Source organism: Pseudomonas sp. Z1-12 (genome assembly GCF_051132015.1).
In the GTDB taxonomy this organism is placed as follows: Bacteria; Pseudomonadota; Gammaproteobacteria; order Pseudomonadales; family Pseudomonadaceae; genus Aquipseudomonas; species Aquipseudomonas zanjanensis.
Genome location: NZ_CP071647.1, coordinates 2,421,116 through 2,438,136 on the forward strand (window position 1 = coordinate 2,421,116; position 17,021 = coordinate 2,438,136).

At 59.8% G+C, this 17,021-nt stretch carries 13 protein-coding genes and 2 pseudogenes; 5 read left to right on the plus strand and 10 right to left on the minus strand.

Annotated elements, in window-relative coordinates; genetic code table 11:
• Positions 1-41: 41 nt before the first annotated feature.
• Positions 42-860, minus strand: a complete 819-nt coding sequence (locus J3P85_RS10800) for an ABC transporter permease (protein WP_186706654.1) — start codon at positions 858-860, stop codon at positions 42-44.
• Between the two features lie 186 nt (positions 861-1,046).
• Here J3P85_RS10800 and J3P85_RS10805 point away from each other — a divergent pair.
• The 4 genes and pseudogenes from J3P85_RS10805 to J3P85_RS10820 form a co-directional block, all read left to right on the plus strand.
• Positions 1,047-2,267 (plus strand): annotated as a pseudogene (locus tag J3P85_RS10805) (ABC transporter ATP-binding protein); the annotation flags it as partial.
• Between the two features lie 189 nt (positions 2,268-2,456).
• Positions 2,457-3,770 (plus strand): annotated as a pseudogene (locus J3P85_RS10810) (polysaccharide pyruvyl transferase family protein); the annotation flags it as partial.
• On the plus strand, positions 3,764-4,450 hold the full coding sequence (locus J3P85_RS10815) for a 2OG-Fe(II) oxygenase (protein WP_434705775.1): 687 nt from the start codon (positions 3,764-3,766) through the stop codon (positions 4,448-4,450). The pseudogene J3P85_RS10810 and the gene J3P85_RS10815, both read left to right, overlap by 7 nt.
• Positions 4,443-6,596: a glycosyltransferase gene (locus J3P85_RS10820; protein WP_434705777.1), complete on the plus strand. Its 2,154-nt coding sequence runs from the start codon at positions 4,443-4,445 to the stop codon at positions 6,594-6,596. The genes J3P85_RS10815 and J3P85_RS10820 overlap by 8 nt, the downstream gene beginning before the upstream one ends.
• Positions 6,597-6,789: 193 nt before the next feature.
• On the opposite strand, the gene J3P85_RS10825 is transcribed toward J3P85_RS10820, so the two are convergent.
• From J3P85_RS10825 to J3P85_RS10835, 3 genes are all read right to left on the minus strand, one after another.
• Positions 6,790-7,641 (minus strand): NAD-dependent epimerase/dehydratase family protein, encoded by an 852-nt coding sequence (locus J3P85_RS10825; RefSeq protein WP_434705778.1) that lies wholly within the window; start codon positions 7,639-7,641, stop codon positions 6,790-6,792.
• The gene (locus tag J3P85_RS10830; RefSeq protein ID WP_434705779.1) at positions 7,642-8,520 is read right to left on the minus strand and encodes a glycosyltransferase family 2 protein; all 879 of its coding nucleotides are present in this window, start codon (positions 8,518-8,520) and stop codon (positions 7,642-7,644) included.
• A 290-nt stretch (positions 8,521-8,810) separates the two neighbouring features.
• Entirely contained in the window at positions 8,811-9,443 is a 633-nt protein-coding gene (locus J3P85_RS10835) for a TetR/AcrR family transcriptional regulator (RefSeq protein WP_434705780.1), read from the minus strand.
• A 163-nt stretch (positions 9,444-9,606) separates the two neighbouring features.
• Here J3P85_RS10835 and J3P85_RS10840 point away from each other — a divergent pair, with 163 nt between their 5' ends.
• Positions 9,607-10,047 (plus strand): hotdog fold domain-containing protein, encoded by a 441-nt coding sequence (locus tag J3P85_RS10840; RefSeq protein ID WP_053121459.1) that lies wholly within the window; start codon positions 9,607-9,609, stop codon positions 10,045-10,047.
• Positions 10,048-10,060: 13 nt separating this feature from the next.
• Here J3P85_RS10840 and J3P85_RS10845 read toward each other — a convergent pair whose 3' ends face one another.
• The 6 genes from J3P85_RS10845 to choW all read right to left on the minus strand — a co-directional run bounded on the left by J3P85_RS10845 (position 10,061) and on the right by choW (position 16,635).
• The gene (locus J3P85_RS10845; RefSeq protein WP_434705781.1) at positions 10,061-10,975 is read right to left on the minus strand and encodes a LysR substrate-binding domain-containing protein; all 915 of its coding nucleotides are present in this window, start codon (positions 10,973-10,975) and stop codon (positions 10,061-10,063) included.
• 83 nt (positions 10,976-11,058) lie between these two features.
• Complete coding sequence (locus tag J3P85_RS10850; protein ID WP_434705782.1) at positions 11,059-12,195, minus strand: FAD-binding oxidoreductase; 1,137 nt, start codon at positions 12,193-12,195, stop codon at positions 11,059-11,061.
• Positions 12,196-12,204: 9 nt separating this feature from the next.
• Positions 12,205-13,461, minus strand: coding sequence for an aromatic ring-hydroxylating oxygenase subunit alpha (locus J3P85_RS10855; RefSeq protein WP_434705783.1), 1,257 nt, complete (start codon positions 13,459-13,461; stop codon positions 12,205-12,207).
• Between the two features lie 139 nt (positions 13,462-13,600).
• Positions 13,601-14,539, minus strand: a complete 939-nt coding sequence (locus J3P85_RS10860) for a LysR substrate-binding domain-containing protein (RefSeq protein WP_434705784.1) — start codon at positions 14,537-14,539, stop codon at positions 13,601-13,603.
• 27 nt (positions 14,540-14,566) lie between these two features.
• The gene (gene choV, locus J3P85_RS10865) at positions 14,567-15,790 is read right to left on the minus strand and encodes a choline ABC transporter ATP-binding protein (RefSeq protein ID WP_434705785.1); all 1,224 of its coding nucleotides are present in this window, start codon (positions 15,788-15,790) and stop codon (positions 14,567-14,569) included.
• Positions 15,787-16,635, minus strand: coding sequence for a choline ABC transporter permease subunit (gene choW, locus J3P85_RS10870; protein WP_186706665.1), 849 nt, complete (start codon positions 16,633-16,635; stop codon positions 15,787-15,789). The genes choV and choW overlap by 4 nt, the downstream gene beginning before the upstream one ends.
• Positions 16,636-17,021: the final 386 nt, after the last annotated feature.

Genomic DNA, 17,021 nt, shown 5'->3' on the forward strand with positions numbered 1-17,021 from the left:
ATCAGCATAGCGGCTGCTGAGCGGGGCGCCACGCAACAATGTCATATAACGTCGGCAAAGCCTTTGCGGGTCCTCTGGAACCAGGCAAACCCGGCGCAGGCAATCAGCACGGAAATGGCCGAATACGCCGCCAGGTAGGCCCATTGCGGCGGCCGGCCCCAGAACAGCACATCGCGAACCATTTCCACCGGCAGCGTCAGCGGGTTTGCCTGCAACGCGGCCTGATAGCTCTGCGGAAGCGTCGAGAGCGGATAGAAAATCGGCGAGAGAAACAGCATCGCCGTGATGATGATGCCGATGAACTGGCCGATATCACGCAGGTAGACGCTGATCGAGGCGAGAAACCAGGAGAGCCCCAGCGTCATCAGCACCAAGGGGAAAAGCACCAATGGCAATAGAAGGGCCGTTACCGGTGGCGTTCCGAACAGGACGATATAAAAGATCAGCCAGGCCAGGACGCTGACCGCCATATGGAACAGCGCTGCGCCGAGCGACACCAGGGGCAGGGTTTCCAGTGGGAACACGATCTTCTTGACGTAGTTGGTATTGGCCAGCACCAGGCCCGGCGCACGGCTCACGCATTCGGAAAACAGGTTGAAGACCAACAGGCCCGCGAACAGCACCAGGGCGAATTCGCTCTTGGATTCACCGCCGCCCGACCAGCGGGCCTTGAAGACGACGCTGAACACGAATGTGTAGACCACCAGCATGAAAACCGGAGTAAAGAACGACCACAAGACGCCGAGCATCGACCCCTTGTAGCGCCCGATGACTTCTCTGCGGATCAATACGTAGATCAGGATTCGATTGACCAGGACACTCTTGATCATGGCGATGGGGGACGTGCTGAACGACTGCATTGGTGCTTGATCCTTAAGGCAAAATTCGGATGCTCCCTGTGACGCGTCCTCATTGGAGGGTAGACCACGTGCAGGTTCATTCGAAGTTTTTTTCCCCATCTGTGCTTAACTCATCCGCAGTGCCCAGCGAAGGACTGTTTGAGTAGCGCCGCAATAATGGCCGTGATTCATGGAAGGGTTTTGCCGATGTCGTTTGAAGTGGCCATTCGTGCCGAAAACCTGAGCAAGTGTTATCAGATTTATGATGCGCCCAAGGACCGTCTATTGCAGATGCTGGTGCGCGGCAGGAAGCGTTTCTATCGCGAGTTCTGGGCCTTGGACGATGTTTCCCTGACCATCGCAAGGGGGGAGACCGTCGGTATCATCGGCCGTAACGGCAGCGGCAAATCCACCTTGTTGCAACTGATCTGCGGGACGTTGATGCCGACCCGGGGCAGTGTCCAGGGCAATGGTCGGATTGCGGCGTTGCTTGAGCTGGGGTCTGGTTTCAACCCGGAGTTCACCGGTCGCGAAAACGTCTATGTGAATGCGGCGGTGCTGGGCTTGGATCGTTCGGAAATCGACGCTCGTTTCGATGACATCATCGCCTTCGCCAATATCGGCGACTTCATAGACCAGCCCACCAAGATCTATTCCAGCGGGATGCTGGTACGGTTGGCCTTCGCCGTTTCGGTCTGTGTCGAACCGGAGATCCTGATCGTCGACGAGGCCCTTTCCGTTGGCGATGCCTCTTTTCAATTCAAATGCCTGAACCGGCTGGAAGAACTGGCTGCCAAAGGCACGACGCTGCTGTTCGTCTCCCATGACATGAGCATGGTCAAGCGCTTCTGCCACCGGGTCATCTACCTGCGCGCAGGCCGGGTCGTGGCCAGCGGCTCGCCCGATGAAATGGCCGAGCTGCACTTGCTCGACATGCGCGACGAGCAACGTCGCTGGGCCAGTGGCGGCGTCATACCGGTGACGCGCAAGTCATTCATGGGCGGGCAGGAGGGGATGGCCTTCGGGACCGAAGAGGGGCACATCAGCGCTGCCTGCTTCACCAACACCCAGCAACTTTCGTCCAGCTACCTGTATGGCGACGATATCGAGATTCGCGTCGAGGCGTTGCTGCATGAATCGATTACGCAACCGAACATCAGCTTCACTATCCAGGAGGCCAGGCTGCTGGTGATCGGCGGGGGCAACTTCGCACTGCAACCCAGCCCGCCCGAAAACGGCTGGCGGCGTGCGGCGATCACGGTGCGCTTCCCGGCCAACCTCGCCGAGGGGCGCTATCATGTCACCCTCAAGCTGTTGCACGGCGCGACGGAAGACACCTCGCAACTGATCGAAAAGCAGGTCGCGCCCTTGGCGTTCGACATGTTGCCGAACCACAAGAGCTTTTTGGGCATGGTTGACTTGGGGTTGCGGCGGATCGACCCTCGACCGGTTGAACCGCCTCCCAAGGTCTGCGCCGCTCAAGGAGAACAGGTTTTGACGGAGTACCCGGACACGCGCACGTGGCAGGTCGCCATATTCGGCACCTTTGACGTGGAGAACTACGGCGATCTGCTGTTTCCGATCATCGCCGAGGCGGAGCTGACCCGGCGCTTGGGTTCTGTCAACCTGCATCGGTTTTCCTACCACGGGAAAACCCCACCGCAATGGCCTTATGCGGTGACATCGCTGACGGAGTTGCCCCATGTCGCGGCGAGCCTGGATGGGGTCTTGATTGGCGGTGGTTTCCTGATCCGCTTCGATAAAGTCGTTGCCCACGGCTATGGTCCGACAACTGCCGATATCCACCACCCGACCGGTTATTGGCTGACCCCTGCGCTCATCGCGCTGCAACACGCGGTCCCGGTCATATGGAATGCCCCCGGGATGCATTGCAACGATATTCCCGACTGGGCCAGGCCGCTATTGAAAATGACCCTTGAGCAGAGCCAGTACGTGCGCGTGCGCGATGCACTGTCGCGCGATACCCTCGCCGCGCTGACTCAACAGGCCGAGATCGAAGTGCTGCCCGATACCGCGTTTGGCTTGCCCCGCCTGATCGATGAGCAGCAACCCTCGGCCGAGTTCATTGGCCTGCGCGAACAGGCCGGGCTGACCGGGCCCTACATCGTGATCCACGCCATTCACGTGGTGGAATCCTTTATAAAACTGTTCGAAGACCACGCCGAGGCATTCCAGGGCTATCAGTTCCTGGTGGTGCCGATTGGCCCCGTCCTGGGGGACGATCCGTCGGTCATTGCCGGGCGCCTGCCGGGGGCCGTTACCTTGTCGTTCTGGCCAGAGCCATTACTGATGGCGGAAATTCTCAGCCAGGCCCAAGCGGTCATCGGCCATAGCTACCACCTGGCGATCACCGCTTTGGCGTTTGGCGTCCCGGTGTTTTGCTCGGCGGACCTGACCACGGGCAAGTACACGGCGCTGGCGGGGTTCGACTCGCTCCACGCCTTGCCGGACGTGGCGACGGTCGATCCGCAATGGTTGCTCGCCCGCGTGGGCAAGAGCTGTCCATCGCCCGCGGCGCGTGCGGCGACGGATCAGTTGGTCGAGCATTGGGACCGGGTCGCGGCGATCATTCGCCAGGGCAAAACAGCGTCCCAGCCGGTGTTGGGAGCGTTTCTACAGCATCTGCCCAATTTGCTCGAAGCCGCGGCCGAGGGCCGTGACCCCGTGTCGGCTGAACGGCCGGCAAGCCCCGTCGTGCCAGAGCCGGCCATCATCGAACCGGCACAAAACCTTACGGCGCAGGAGCTCGCCCAGCAGCAACGGATTGCCCAGCTCAGCCATCAACTGGCCTTCAGTGACGCCAGGATGCTTGAGTTGCAGAACTCCAATTCATTCCGAATGACCGCACCACTGCGTTCCATCGCCCGTGGTATCCGAAACCTGACAGCGAACAAGAACCGACAATGCTAGATCTCTCTCGTCTCACGCTAGCGGCGCTAAAGGCCCATCCGTTCTCATGGGCTGAAATCGGCAATCTGTATTCGACCGAGGATGCCGCCGCGTTGGCGGCAACCTTTCCTCGCGATCACTTCAAGACGGTGAGTGGTTACGGTGGCGAGAAAAACTATGACTATGAGGCGCGGGCCCTGGTAAGCATGGGCACCCCGACCATCGCGTTTCCCGAAGAACTGAGCGAGGCGTGGTTGCGACTGGCACAGGACCTCGGCTCGGCCGCCTATCGAGAGGCCATGTCAGAGCTGAGCGGGATCGATCTGCGCAGTGTGCCGATGGAGGTCAACGTCTTTCATTACGGCCCCGGTGCGAGCCTGGGCGCTCATCCGGACCTGCCCGACAAACTGGTCACCCATATCCTGTATTTCAATGAGTCCTGGGACCGCAACGACGGCGGCTGCCTGACCATCCTGCACCGCAACGATCCCACCGCCGTGGCGGCCGAGATCGAGCCGTTGGTGGGCAATTCGGCGATCCTGGTGCGCTCGGACCATTCCTGGCATGCCGTCACCCCCGTGGTGAGTGGCTGCCAATCTTCCCGCCGCAGCCTGACGGCAACGTTCTACCGGCCGGGCTCCGTCAGTTCCATGTGGCCGCCGGGTGACAGCGCGCCGCTGCATGGGTACCCACGTGCTTAAACTCGACAGCGCCTTGATCGACCGCGATGCCGCCTTGGCTCAACGGGATGCGGCCATCAACGAGCGCGATATCGCCCTGGCGAAAGTCGACTTCCTGCAAAACACCCGTTCGTGGCGTTTCACCCGTCCCCTGCGTTCACTGTTCCGGGTGATGCGTTATGGTTTTGCCGCTACCCGGGAATTTCCCGAAACGGCCGCGGCAATCGTCTACCCGGCAGCACCGGAGCCGTTGCCGAACGTCGCGGTGGAGCCTGATTTTGCGACGAAAGGACGCCTGGATATTCTCTGCTTCGCCAACATCGAGTGGGCCGCGCGCTTCCAGCGACCGCAGCAGTTGATGAGCCAGTTTGCGAACAATGGTTATCGGGTTTTTTACATCGTCCCCTCCGTTGTGCCGGAGCAGGGGCAGCTCTATCGATTGGCGTCCGTGGCGCCCAATGTCTTTGAAGTGGCCTTGCAGCGCGACGTGCAAGAGGCGTATTACGAAAAGACCGTGACGCCTGAAAATCATCAAGCCTTGCTGCGAGCCCTGGCTGCGTTGGTTGCCGACATGCAGATCAGGACCGCCCTCTCGGTGGTGCATATCGCCTACTGGAGCCCGGTGGCACTCAGCCTGCGCGCCATGCACGGCTGGCGCATTCACTACGATTGCATGGATGACTGGGATGGCTTTCCGAACATCGGCGAACAGTTGCTGAGCGAGGAAAAGACCCTGATAACCCAGGCCGACCTGGTGACCGTTTCCGCCGCGTTGCTTTACGAAAAATGGTGTGCCTACAACCCACGCTGTGTGTTGGTACGAAACGCGGTGGATTTCGCTTTTTTCCGGCAGCACTGTTTTACCAATGATGTGTTGAGCGGGCTTGTCGGGCCTGTCATTGGTTACTACGGCGCCCTGGCCCAGTGGCTTGATTATCCCTTGTTGGCGGCGCTGGCGGACCGGCGGCCAGCGTGGAACTTCGTCCTGGTGGGGGATATTTTCGTCGAGGATCTGACGGGCCTCGAGCACAAACCCAATGTGCAGCTGCTGGGCCACAAGCCGTACTCGCAAATGCCGCTTTACCTGGACCATTTCGATGCCTGCCTGATTCCCTTCCGGCTCTACAACGTGACGCATGCGGTTGATCCGGTGAAGTTCTACGAGTACATCAGCGCAGGCAAGCCGGTGATCTCCACGCCACTGACGGAGATGAGCATCTATAAAGACCTGCTGTACTTCGCCACCGGGGTCGATGAGTTCCTCGAGCAGATCGAGCGTGCCTTGGCCGAACGCGACCTGGCCCTGTACAAACGGCGCGTGGAACTGGCCCGGGCCAATGATTGGAAGGATCGATTCGATAGCATGCACCGGGCTATCGTCGGCCTGTACGAAAAAGTCTCCATCGTGCTCGTGACGTACAACAACCTCAACCTGACCATTCAATGCGTCAACAGCATTCTGCGTAACACCACCTGGCCCCATTACGAGCTCATTGTTGTCGACAATGGCTCGGACGATGGGACAGGTGATTATCTTGAACGCCTGCGCCAAGCGGTGCCGAGCGCGAAGATCATCCTGAACCCGGACAACCGGGGCTTTGCTGCGGCGAACAACCAGGGTTTGCGCGAAGCCGATGGTGACGTGCTGCTGCTGCTCAACAACGACACGGTCGTGCCTGGTGGCTGGCTGGACCCGCTGGTCAGGCATGTGCGGGATCCGAGTATCGGCTTGGTCGGGCCGGTCACGAATGCGGTTGGCAACGAAGCGAAAATCGAGATTTCCTACACCGACATTCAACAGATGCAAGCGTTTGCTGACCGCTACACCGAAGCTCGCAAGGGACGCTCGTTCGATATCTCGATGCTGGCGATGTTTTGTGTCGCCTTTCGCCGCAGCATCCTCGAGGAAGTGGGGTATCTGGACGAGGCATTCGGGATCGGGATGTTCGAGGACGACGACTACAGCCGTCGCGTGCAGGCCGCCGGCTATCGGACGGTCTGCGCCGAAGATGCGTTTATCCATCACTACGGGCAGGCCTCGTTCAGGAAGCTGATCGCCAGTGGCGAGTACCAGGCTCTCTGGGACAAGAACCAGGCGTACTTCGAAAGCAAATGGGGGGCTTGGCAAGCCCATGTTCATCGCAACGAGGCGGGGGACAAGGGTTAGGCCGCCACAGGGCCATCACCTTCAACATCCTCATCGACGGTCACGCCGCCATCGCGAGCAGGCTCGCTCCCACAGTTCTTTGAGGTGTTCCAGGTATTGCATGCACCACAGATACCCTTGTGGGAGCGAGCTTGCTCGCGATGGGGCCCGTCAACTCAACATCCCTGCAGCTGACCCACCGCCGTCAGCAGCCTCAGCGCCCAGGCAAGTCCTCATCCATCAGTTGAAACGCCCTGGGCGCAAAGCCAAGTCGATCACTGGCGTGGGAATGGTCGAACACCAGATCTTCATTCATCCGCGCCACCAGTGCGCTGGAAAGATGTCGGTAGCGCGGCAGGCAGCGAATGATCGAAACGGCCCGGCTCAATACCGGGGCAGGGAGGGGCAGTGTTCGCTCCGGGCGTCCCATGGCCTGGAATATGCGCCTGACCATGGTGTGATAAGGCAGGACCTCTCCCCCGGAGAGGTTATAGGCGCCACTGGGCAGGTCAGGCGTGCTCACGGCGGACAGGCACGCCCGGATGACGTCATCCCCATGCACCGGCTGGCGCAACCCGGTTCCGCCTCCGATCAGTGGGAAAAATCCGAAGCGTTGAATGAACCGCGCGATTTCCGAAATGTTCTTGTCGCGGCCAAAACCATAGATCAGGGTCGGTCGCAGGATTACCCATTCGATTTGCCGTTCGACCGCCCACTGCTCAAGTTGTTCTTCTGCACGTATCAAGCGTTGCGCCACGTCCCGTTCCCGAGCGTCGGGCGATGCGTGCTTGGCAAAGCGGCTGGTGGAGGAGAGGACAACAACACGTTTGACCTGGGTGCCGGCAAGGCGCTCCAGGTAGTCGGGCAGCACCCAGAGGGGCGCGAATGACAGGAAGGTGTCCAGCGCCAGTCCATGCCAGTCGTCAGCCTTTCGCCAGGTGATTCCGGGGCAGGACACGCTGGGCAGGCTGCGGGCAAAGGCGCTCGTCGAGTGACCGGCTTGGGCCAGCAATGGCAGGACGCGCTCGCCCAGGAGGCTGGTGCCGCCCAATATGCCTAGCCGCAATTATCGAAGGTCCCATGCATGCTTAAGCCGGGTCGTGGCGTGGCGAAGGACCACCAGGCTGAATCGAAACCAGACTCCGATCACCACGCTGATCCACAGGATGGCAGGGTATTTACGGCGGAAAAACTTGCGATAGAAACGCAGGAACCCCAAATGTTTGTGCCATTCGACGAAATAAGGTCGATCACGACTGCAACCGCCGAACACATGCATCACTTGGGCATCCGGCACGAACAGTACGCGCCAGCCGGCCTGATGGAAGCGCATGCACCAGTCCAGGTCCTCGCAATGAAGGAAATAGTCTTCGTCCCACAGCCCGACGCTCTCGATCGCTTCACGCTTGACCAGCATGCAAGCTCCGGAGATGGCTTCAACGACAGTGGGGGCGCTGGGTAGCGGTTCCTTATGCAATAAAAAGTCGGATAACAGCGATGGGAAAAGCGTCGAGAGTCGCGAAAGCCCGAAAGCTCGCATGAAGGCGCGTCTGGGCGTTGGAAACACCCGGCGTCCACCGGCTTGCTCGCTGCCGTCCGGATTGCACAGGAAACCTCCGACCATGCCGATTTCGGGCGAGCTGCGCAGTGCCTGCAGCATGCGGTCCATGGCATTGGTGGCCAGTTCGGTGTCCGGGTTCAAGAAAAAAACGTTGGGGGCCGCAGACAGGCGAGCACCTTGATTGCACGCCACGGCGAAGCCGAGGTTGGCGGTATTGCGGACGATCTGAAGCGAGTCGCCGGCAGGGTGGATTCGCTCCAACTGCACCAGGCTGTCATCGTGGGAGTTGTTATCCACCACGATCACGCGGGAAGCCCCGGCGGCAAACGCCGACCCTACACTCGCCAGCAAAAGCTCACCGGCGTTGTAGTTGACGATGATCACATCACAATCGCCAGGTAGAAGTGATGGTGCCCATTCATCAATAGCGAGCAGTTCCACTGCTTCCAAACTGCATTACTCCCTGTACAAACCTGGATACGTATGGGATCGCAACTACTCAGGTTTGTTTCAAAGATAGCAGGTTCGCGGCCATCGACCAGTTTCGGCCATCGCGCCATGCCGACGGCGCGCAACTAGTGGCCTGTACGGTTAATTTGAGTGCACGAATTAGCCACACAGGCCACTAGGGCTGGGCCGCTATGCAATGAATCTGTTCGGGTGGCTCAGAACCTTCAGGACGAGGTGCCGGCGTGCATGCCAACGGCACGCCAAGCGGCGTCGGCCAGCTGCTGCCGGTAGCCTTCAGGGCTGCGTTTGACGCGGCCGGAGAGCCAGGCGCGGCAGTAGCTTTCCGCCGAACCGATGATCAGTGAGGGGATCAGCTCGAAAGGCAGGTCCTGCAGATCCTGCTGGTGGGCCGGGTCACTGAACCATTTCTTCAGTTCGGCGTTCCTGGCCAGATTCGCCTCGGCGAGCCGCTCGTTGAAGCTGCTGCGCGCCACCGCAAAGCGCGCCTGGTACTGGAACCGTGCCCAATCGGGTTGGCTGACCACCCAATCCACATAGCTGAACACCAGGGCATGCACCCACTCCCGGGTCGACGTGACAGCGCCGAGGTAGTTGTCCCTGAGCCGCGCCTGATCGTCCAGGGCGGTCATGTACAACGCCGCGACCAAGCCTTCCTTGTTCTCGAAATGGTGATAAATGGCCCCCACGCTCATCTCGCTTTCGGTACGGATGATATCGATGGTGGTCGCTTCGATGCCCTGTTGGTTGAACAGCGCCAAGGCACATCGAAGGATATGCCGCTTGGACTCGGCACGACGCCCTGGGTAACAGCGTTCGAGGAGATCGACAGGTTCCATTTTTCGGCCCAGGCAAAAAGGGGCCATGTTAATTGAAACGAAGGCTTGGCACGAGCGATTGACAGGGTGGCAGATTACAGAATACTGTTCTGTAACAGAGCGCTATTCCGTAATCGAGTAATGTTCTGTTCATGACTCCAGCCCACCTGACCAGAGATACCCCATGAGCCAGACTCTTAGCATGTACCAAAGCGTCGGTCCGTCCGCGTTCAGCAATATGGCCTGCCAGATGGCCCCGTACTTCGGCACCATCAACCCGGAAATTTCGGTGTTGGCCCCCGGTCGCGGCGAAGTGAAGGTGCCGTTTCGCAAGGAAATCACCAATCACCTGGCGTCCGTTCACGCCATCGCACTGTGTAACGCGGCAGAGCTGGCCGGCGGCATGATGACCGAGGTGTCCATCCCCAGTGGCGCTCGCTGGATTCCCAAAGGCATGACTGTCGAATACCTGGCCAAGGCCAAGACGTCCATCCACGCGATTGCCGACGGTAGCGACATCGACTGGCAGACTTCGGGCGACAAGATTGTCCCGGTCGAGATCTTCGACGAGGCGGGAGTAAAGGTGTTCACGGCGCGCATCACCATGAACGTGAAAATCGGCTAGATCGCCCGGCCCATCAAGCGTCGACCGTTTCTGCCAGATGGGCCATCAGCCACTGGCGGAAGCGGTTCACGCTTTGTCTGTTCGGGGCCCGGCCTTGGGGTTCCAGCAGGCAGAACTGCGCGTCGGTGCGCAGGATGGCCTGCGTTGGCCGTACCAGGTTGCCGGTTTGCAGGTGATTGCTGAGCAGGCCCGACCACGCCAGGGCGATCCCTTGGCCAGCCAGGGCCGATTGGATCAGCATGGCGTAGCTGTTGATATTGATGCGCCGTCGAGGTTCTGGCGCTGGGTAGCCAAGACGCTGGAACCATTCTTTCCAGCCAATCCAATCGCTGTGCTGGTCTTCCAGCCACAACCAGGTGCATCCACCCAATTGCTCCAGTGTCTCGATTTCCGGGTGTTGCGCCAGATAAGCGGGGCTGCACACCGGGAAAATCTCCTCGTTGAACAGCGGCGTGACTTTCATGTTTTTTGGCGGCGTGCTGCAGTAATACAACGCCAGGTCACAGTCGAGCCGGGAAAAATCACTGACTTGATCCGTCGCGATGATGCGCAGGTCAATCTCCTCGATCTGGCGCTGGAACTGCGACACCAGCGGCAGCAGCCATAGCGACGCCATCGCCGTGCTGGTGACCACCGTGACTTGCTGCGCGCCTTGCCAATGGCGTATGCCCGCGGTGGCCTGGGCGATGTGCTGCAGCGTGTCACGCACGCTTTCGTAATACTGGCTGCCGGTGGCGGTGAGGTTGATCTCCCGGGTCGTGCGGGTGAACAGTGCCGTGCCCAGATAATCTTCGAGCAAGCGTACCTGGCGGCTGATGGCGCCTTGGGTGACGTTCAGTTCCCGTGCCGCCATGGTGAAGCTCAAGTGGCGGGCGGCGGCCTCGAACGCCACCAGGCTGTTGAGTGGCGGCAAGGGTTGCAGTTTCATCAGGCTTCAGTCTTATCAGTATTAAGCGCACGGAGATTGTGCAGAAGCCGGCGTGCAGTGACTACCTAATTAGCGAGGAACGGCTAAAGATCAAGCACCAGGTCGGAAGTGGGCTTGCTGCAGCACAGCAAACGCAGGCCCTTGTCGATTTCCCGCTGCCGGATGCCGCCGTTGTGGTTCATGTCCACCGTGCCTTGGAGCAGGGCGGTCTTGCAGGTACCACACACGCCCTGGCTGCAGGAGGAGGGCACGATGGCGCCGGCTTTCTTGGCGGCGGACAACACGGTCTGATTGGCCGGCATGCTGAATGTCCTGCCGGAGCGCGACAGGGTCACGGTGAACTCGGCTGGCTGATCGAGCGAAGCGACCTGCTCGATCAACGGTTGCTCATTCAGTGCGGCAATGTCGAAGCTTTCCTGATGGTAGTGGGCGAAATCGAACGCCGCGTCCCTGAGCAACGACTTGACCGCTTCCATGTATCCCTGGGGACCGCAGGTGAAGATCTCCCGCTCCTTGTAGTCCGGCACTTGCTGGCTCAGCAACGACAAGTCGAGCCGGCCTATCGGTTGCTGCCATTGAGGGGTGTCGCCAAGCCCTTCGCAAATACTGATGACCCGCAGCCCCGGCATGGCCGCCTGCATGCGCGTCAATTCCCCATGAAAGATGATGTCGGTGGGCGTGCGGGCGCTGTGCACGAATACGATGTCGAGGTTGCCAGCCATGTCGCAGGCGGCCCGGGTCATCGACATCAACGGCGTCACGCCGGAGCCGGCGGACAGGTACAACAATTTGTTGGCCGGATGGCCGACCGGCGTAAAGCTGCCCGCTGGGCCGGACGCCTTCAGGCTATCGCCGGCCTTGAGGTTGTCATGCAGCCAGTTCGACACCACGCCCCCCGGTACGCGCTTGACGGTAATGGAAAATGCAAAGGGCCGGGTCGGGGAGGACGACAGGGTGTAGCAGCGGGCAATGGTTTGCCCGCCAATGACCGGCGAGATCGTGATGAATTGACCGGGCTCGAAACTCAGGGCGCTGAAATCCGCACAGCGAAAAATGAACGTCCTGACATCGTGGGTTTCCTGGCGCACGGCGCAGCATTGCAGGGTTTTCTGCTCGCCGCTGTGCCACTGCGCACCGAACGTGCCCCAGGTGGTCGGGTCGGTGAAACGCTGGACCGCGTTGGCGTTTCCAGGGCGCGTCAGGTGTTCGTAAGTCGTCATGTTCATTCCTCACACGCCGTGGGCGGCGAGGCGCGCCGCGTACCAGCGCGAGAACTGGTCGACATAGGTTTCGGTAAAGGCCGAGAACGGCCCGGGCGTGTAGGCCGGATCCTGGGTGCCGCTGTGGGTGATGCCGACGAGGCTGGCGTCCTGCAGGTTGGTCGCGACCCAGACTTCGGTCAGCTTATCCAAGTGGTAGTCGACGCCTTCGACGGCATCGGCATGGACCAGCCATTTGCTGCGCACCAGGGTCTTGTCGGGCGCCAGCGGGATGATGTAGGAGACCACGGCGTGATCGCTCATGACATGGGTCCACGAGTTGTGGGTCCAGAAATGCATGTCGCCCAAGTCGCGGCGGGTGAGGTCGCCGAACAGCCGGGTGCACGCTACACGGGTGTCCAGGGTCTGGGATTCGCCGTTGCCGGCAATGGCCAGCCGCTGCGAGCGGAACTGGGTCACGGCGTCTTCACCCAGGTGTTCGACGGCCTCGCAGATATAACCTTCGCGCTCCCAGTTGGCCTTGGTCTCGGCATTGCGGCGGTGATACTCCGCCAGCGCCTGGAGTGAATCCTCCCCCAGGCCATCGGTGCAGAAACCGAAATCTTCGGGCAGGAACGAGGCGGTCAGTTCCGGGTGGGTGGCTGCGCAGTGATAACACTCGCGGTTATTCTCGATCACCAGTTTCCAATTGCCGTTCTCGATGATTTCCGATTCGAAGGCGATTTTTGAACGGGCGATGTCATATTGAGCGAAACGCGGTGTCATGACCTGATCAAGGTACTGGATGTCTTCTGGCGGTTCGTCGCCCAGGCAGACGAAGACATGGGTGCCGACAACCCGAGAGTGCACGGGAATCAGGCTTTTGCATTTAGGGTCGAAGGCCTGCCCCATGTGCGCTGCATGTTTCAGGCTACCGTCGAGGTCGTACGTCCACTGGTGGTAGGGGCAGACCAGCATGCCCACCGTCGACTTGCCGGCCTGCTTCAAGCGAGCCCCGCGGTGCCGGCAGACATTGCGAAAGGCCTGCACCTGCTCGTCATCGTCGCGCACCAGGAGGATGGATGACTTGCCGATATCGAGGGTGGAGACATCACCGGGTTCGGGGACGTCGCTGGTGACCCCCACCAGAATCCAATGCTGGGTGAAAAAGATCTCGACGTCGGTTTCAAAAACATCCTGGCGACCAAACAAACCACCCGGCATGCCATGGCCGGGAATGCGGTCGGTCAGCAGTGCACGATGGGTTTTCACGGCATTGATAGTCATTATGGGTCTCGCTCAAACTCAAGGTTGATCAGGCGGCAAGTACAGTTTGGGAAGGTGCGATAAGACCGTCAACGCGCTTTATTTTCACGTTCGCATAACTTTGCGTTATGCCTGGAAGTGGTCTTTAACGTCTTGATAATCAGTGGCTTAGGTGGCTGTCATCGCTCAGCCAGTCGATCAGTGCCTGGGTGATGGACTCACGTTTGCGACCATTTGGAATGACCAGGTAATAAGCGTCTTTTGGCTTGACCCCATAGGGCGTGATTCTGATCAGCTCACCGCTGTTGAGTCGGTGCGCGATCAGCCGGCTCCAGCCCAATGCAATGCCGTGGCCCTGCATGGCCGCCTGGATCGCATCGTTGTAGGAACTGCAGCGAAATGAATAATTGAGCTTGGGGCGCATATCCCCGAGTTCCCGGCACCAACGGTTCCAGGTCATCCAGCCTTCCAGGGTTGAATCGGAGTCAATCAGCGCCGTGTCCAGAAAATCGGCAATGGAGGAAGGGGCCGGATTGGCGGCCAGCCAGGCCGGCGAACACACGGGAAAGACTTCTTCGTCAAAGAGGAAAATCGAGCTTCCGTCCTCCCATTTTCCATTGCCGAAACGGATGGCCAGGTCGACGTCATCGCGATATGAACTGGGCGAGACCTGCTGTGTCAGCAGGCGCAATTTCAGCTTGGGTTGCAGGGTGCGTAGCGCGGTCAACCTGGGGAGTATTCGCAAGTGCGAAAACGCCTCGGTGCAGGCGATGGTGATCTCCTGCTCACCAATACCCTCGGCAATCTTGTCGAAGACACTGGCCATGCGGTGTATGGACTCCGCGACGACCAGGTGCAGGACATAACCTTCATGAGTCAGCTTGATCGCTCGATGAAGGCGATGGAACAGCTTGGTCTCCAGGGTCTCTTCCAACAAACGGATCTGTTTGCTGACGGCCGCCTGGGTCACGCCCAGTTCCTGGGCCGCCAGGGTGAAGCTGGCCAGCCGCGCCACCGCCTCGAACTCCAGCAGCGCCGTCATCGACGGTATCAGCCGCCGATAGCCCTTGACCTTTTTATCGATATCGCTGGGTTGCATAGGAGTGTTCCAACGCCGTGCCGTGAGTTACGCCACCGAAGATTCTGCTGCGGGTTCAGCAAACACCGGGTGTGACAGGTTATGCCCCAGCAGTGCCCGATACAGTTCACCGTCGCCCACGATGCCCAGGACGGTACCGGCCTCGTCCTGCACGATGAGGGGGTGGCCGGTTTCGTAGCGGATCTGCAGGGCGTCGCGCATGGTCGTGGTCGGCGGCACACAGGTCGGTTGCCGAGCCAAGGTCCCGATGGCCTGGGTCGGATTCCAGGATTGGACGTGTGCGGTCGTGGCGCCTTTTCGCACGCTGCTCAAATGACGCTGCGCGGTGACCACCATCCACAGGTTTTGAGCCGTATCCAGGCAATATTCGTCGCGGGCGAAAACGCACTGGCCCAGCGGGGTCATCAAGCTTTTCGCGCACAGCACATTCAACGGGTTGGTGTGGGCGACGAAGTTGCGCACGTAGTCGTCGGCCGGGTTCAGTACGATCTCTTCAGGCTTGCTGTACTGGATGATCTTGCCGTCTTTCATGATGGCGATGCGCGTGCCCAGCTTCAGGGCTTCGTCCAGGTCATGGCTGACGAACACGATGGTCTTGTGCAGCTTGCGCTGCAGGTCGAGCAACTCATCCTGCAAGCCTTGGCGGATCAGTGGGTCGAGGGCGGAGAAAGGTTCGTCCATCAGCAGGATGTCGGCGTCCATCGCCAGGGCGCGGGCCAGGCCGACCCGTTGCTGCATGCCGCCGGACAGCTCATGGGGTTTTTTATTGCGCCATTGGGTCAGGCCCACCAGCTCGAGTTTTTCATCCACCAGCTTGCGCCGTTCCTTTTCCGGGCGGCCCTGCATTTCCAGGCCGAAGCTGATGTTCTCGCGCACTGTCAGCCAGGGCATCAGGGCGAACTTCTGGAACACCATGGCGATGCGTTGGGTGCGCATCATTTTCAGCTCGGCGGGGGTGCAAGCGGCGATGTCGATCTGCCGGCCTTCGTGTTCGACGAACAGTTTGCCGCGACTGACGGTGTTCAGCCCGTTGATGCAGCGCAGCAGGCTGGACTTGCCGGAGCCGGACAGGCCCATCAGCACGCAGATCTCACCTTTGTTGATCTCCAGGTTGGCTTTCTCCACGCCGACGATCAAACCGGTTTTCTGAAGAATCTCCGGACGGGAAAAGCCTTGGTCGAGCAGATCCAGGGCAGGCTTCGGGCGGGCGGCGAAGATGACGTCGACGTCTTCAAAACGGATGATGCTCATACGTCACCTCTTTTCAGGGTTTCACGTTGCTTGCAGATGCGGTCGAGCGTGATCGCCAGCAGCACGATGGCAAGGCCCGCTTCGAAACCCATCGAGATATCGGCGGTGTTCAGCGCGTTGACCACCGGCTTGCCAAGCCCGTCGGCGCCCACGAGGGCGGCAATCACCACCATGGACAGCGACAGCATGATGCATTGGGTGATGCCGGCGGCGATGCTGGGCATGGCGTGGGGCAGTTCGATGCGCGCCAATAATTGGCGGCGCGAACAGCCGAAGGCCTTGCCGGCATCCATCAGTTCTTCCGGGACATCGCGGATGCCCAGGTAGGTCAGGCGAATGGGGGCGGCGATGGCGAATACCACGGTTGAGATCAGGCCCGGGACCACACCCAGACCGAAGAGTGTCAGCGTAGGAATGAGGTAAACGAAGGTCGGTACGGTCTGCATCAGATCGAGTACCGGACGCATCAGTGTGTAGAACATCGGTTTGTGCGCGGCAACAATGCCCAGCGGTACACCGATGACCACGCAAACGAGTGTGGCGAAGGTCACTTGGGCAAGGGTTTCCATGGTCTCTTGCCAGTAACCGAGGTTGAAGATCAGCAGGAAGGCGAAGGTGACGAAGAGGGTGAGGCTCACCTTGCGTTGGATGTAGTAGGCGAGCAGGGCGAAAACAGCGATCAACGCCAAGGGGTTGAACCACAGGAGTGCGGTGGTAAACGCGGTGATCACACCCGACAGCGACAGCGAGATGGCGTCGAAAATACCGGCGCCATGTTGAGTCAACCATTCGACATACCGAGCGATGTGTTCGCCCAGGGGAAGCTTCTCTTGTGTCATCCACATATCACTGATCCGGCTGATGGAAAGAAACCGCATGCCAGCAACCGCCCGGGCGCCGCTTCGCGTGCCAGGTTCGCAGGCAACGCAAAACGACTGTGCGAGGCGTCGCGTCAGCAGTTATCGAAGTTTGGGCAGGGAATGGGTAACAGAAGAAGCGTGTGACAACGCCAGTCGCCCCGGCTTTCTTTGGCCGGATGTCGAGGGTTTTCCAGAGGAGTGCACTGCAAGATTCATAATGGCGGCTCGTTGTTGTTTTGGTTTGGAGTCCGTTGCCTGTGGGAGATAGTTATCCAGGTGCCTTTGGCTGACAAACCATTTTAAGTCAGTGCCTCATGAGTTTTTATCATCAATGATTCGCCACTTCTGGGTCAAAAAAGTCGATTAAATGT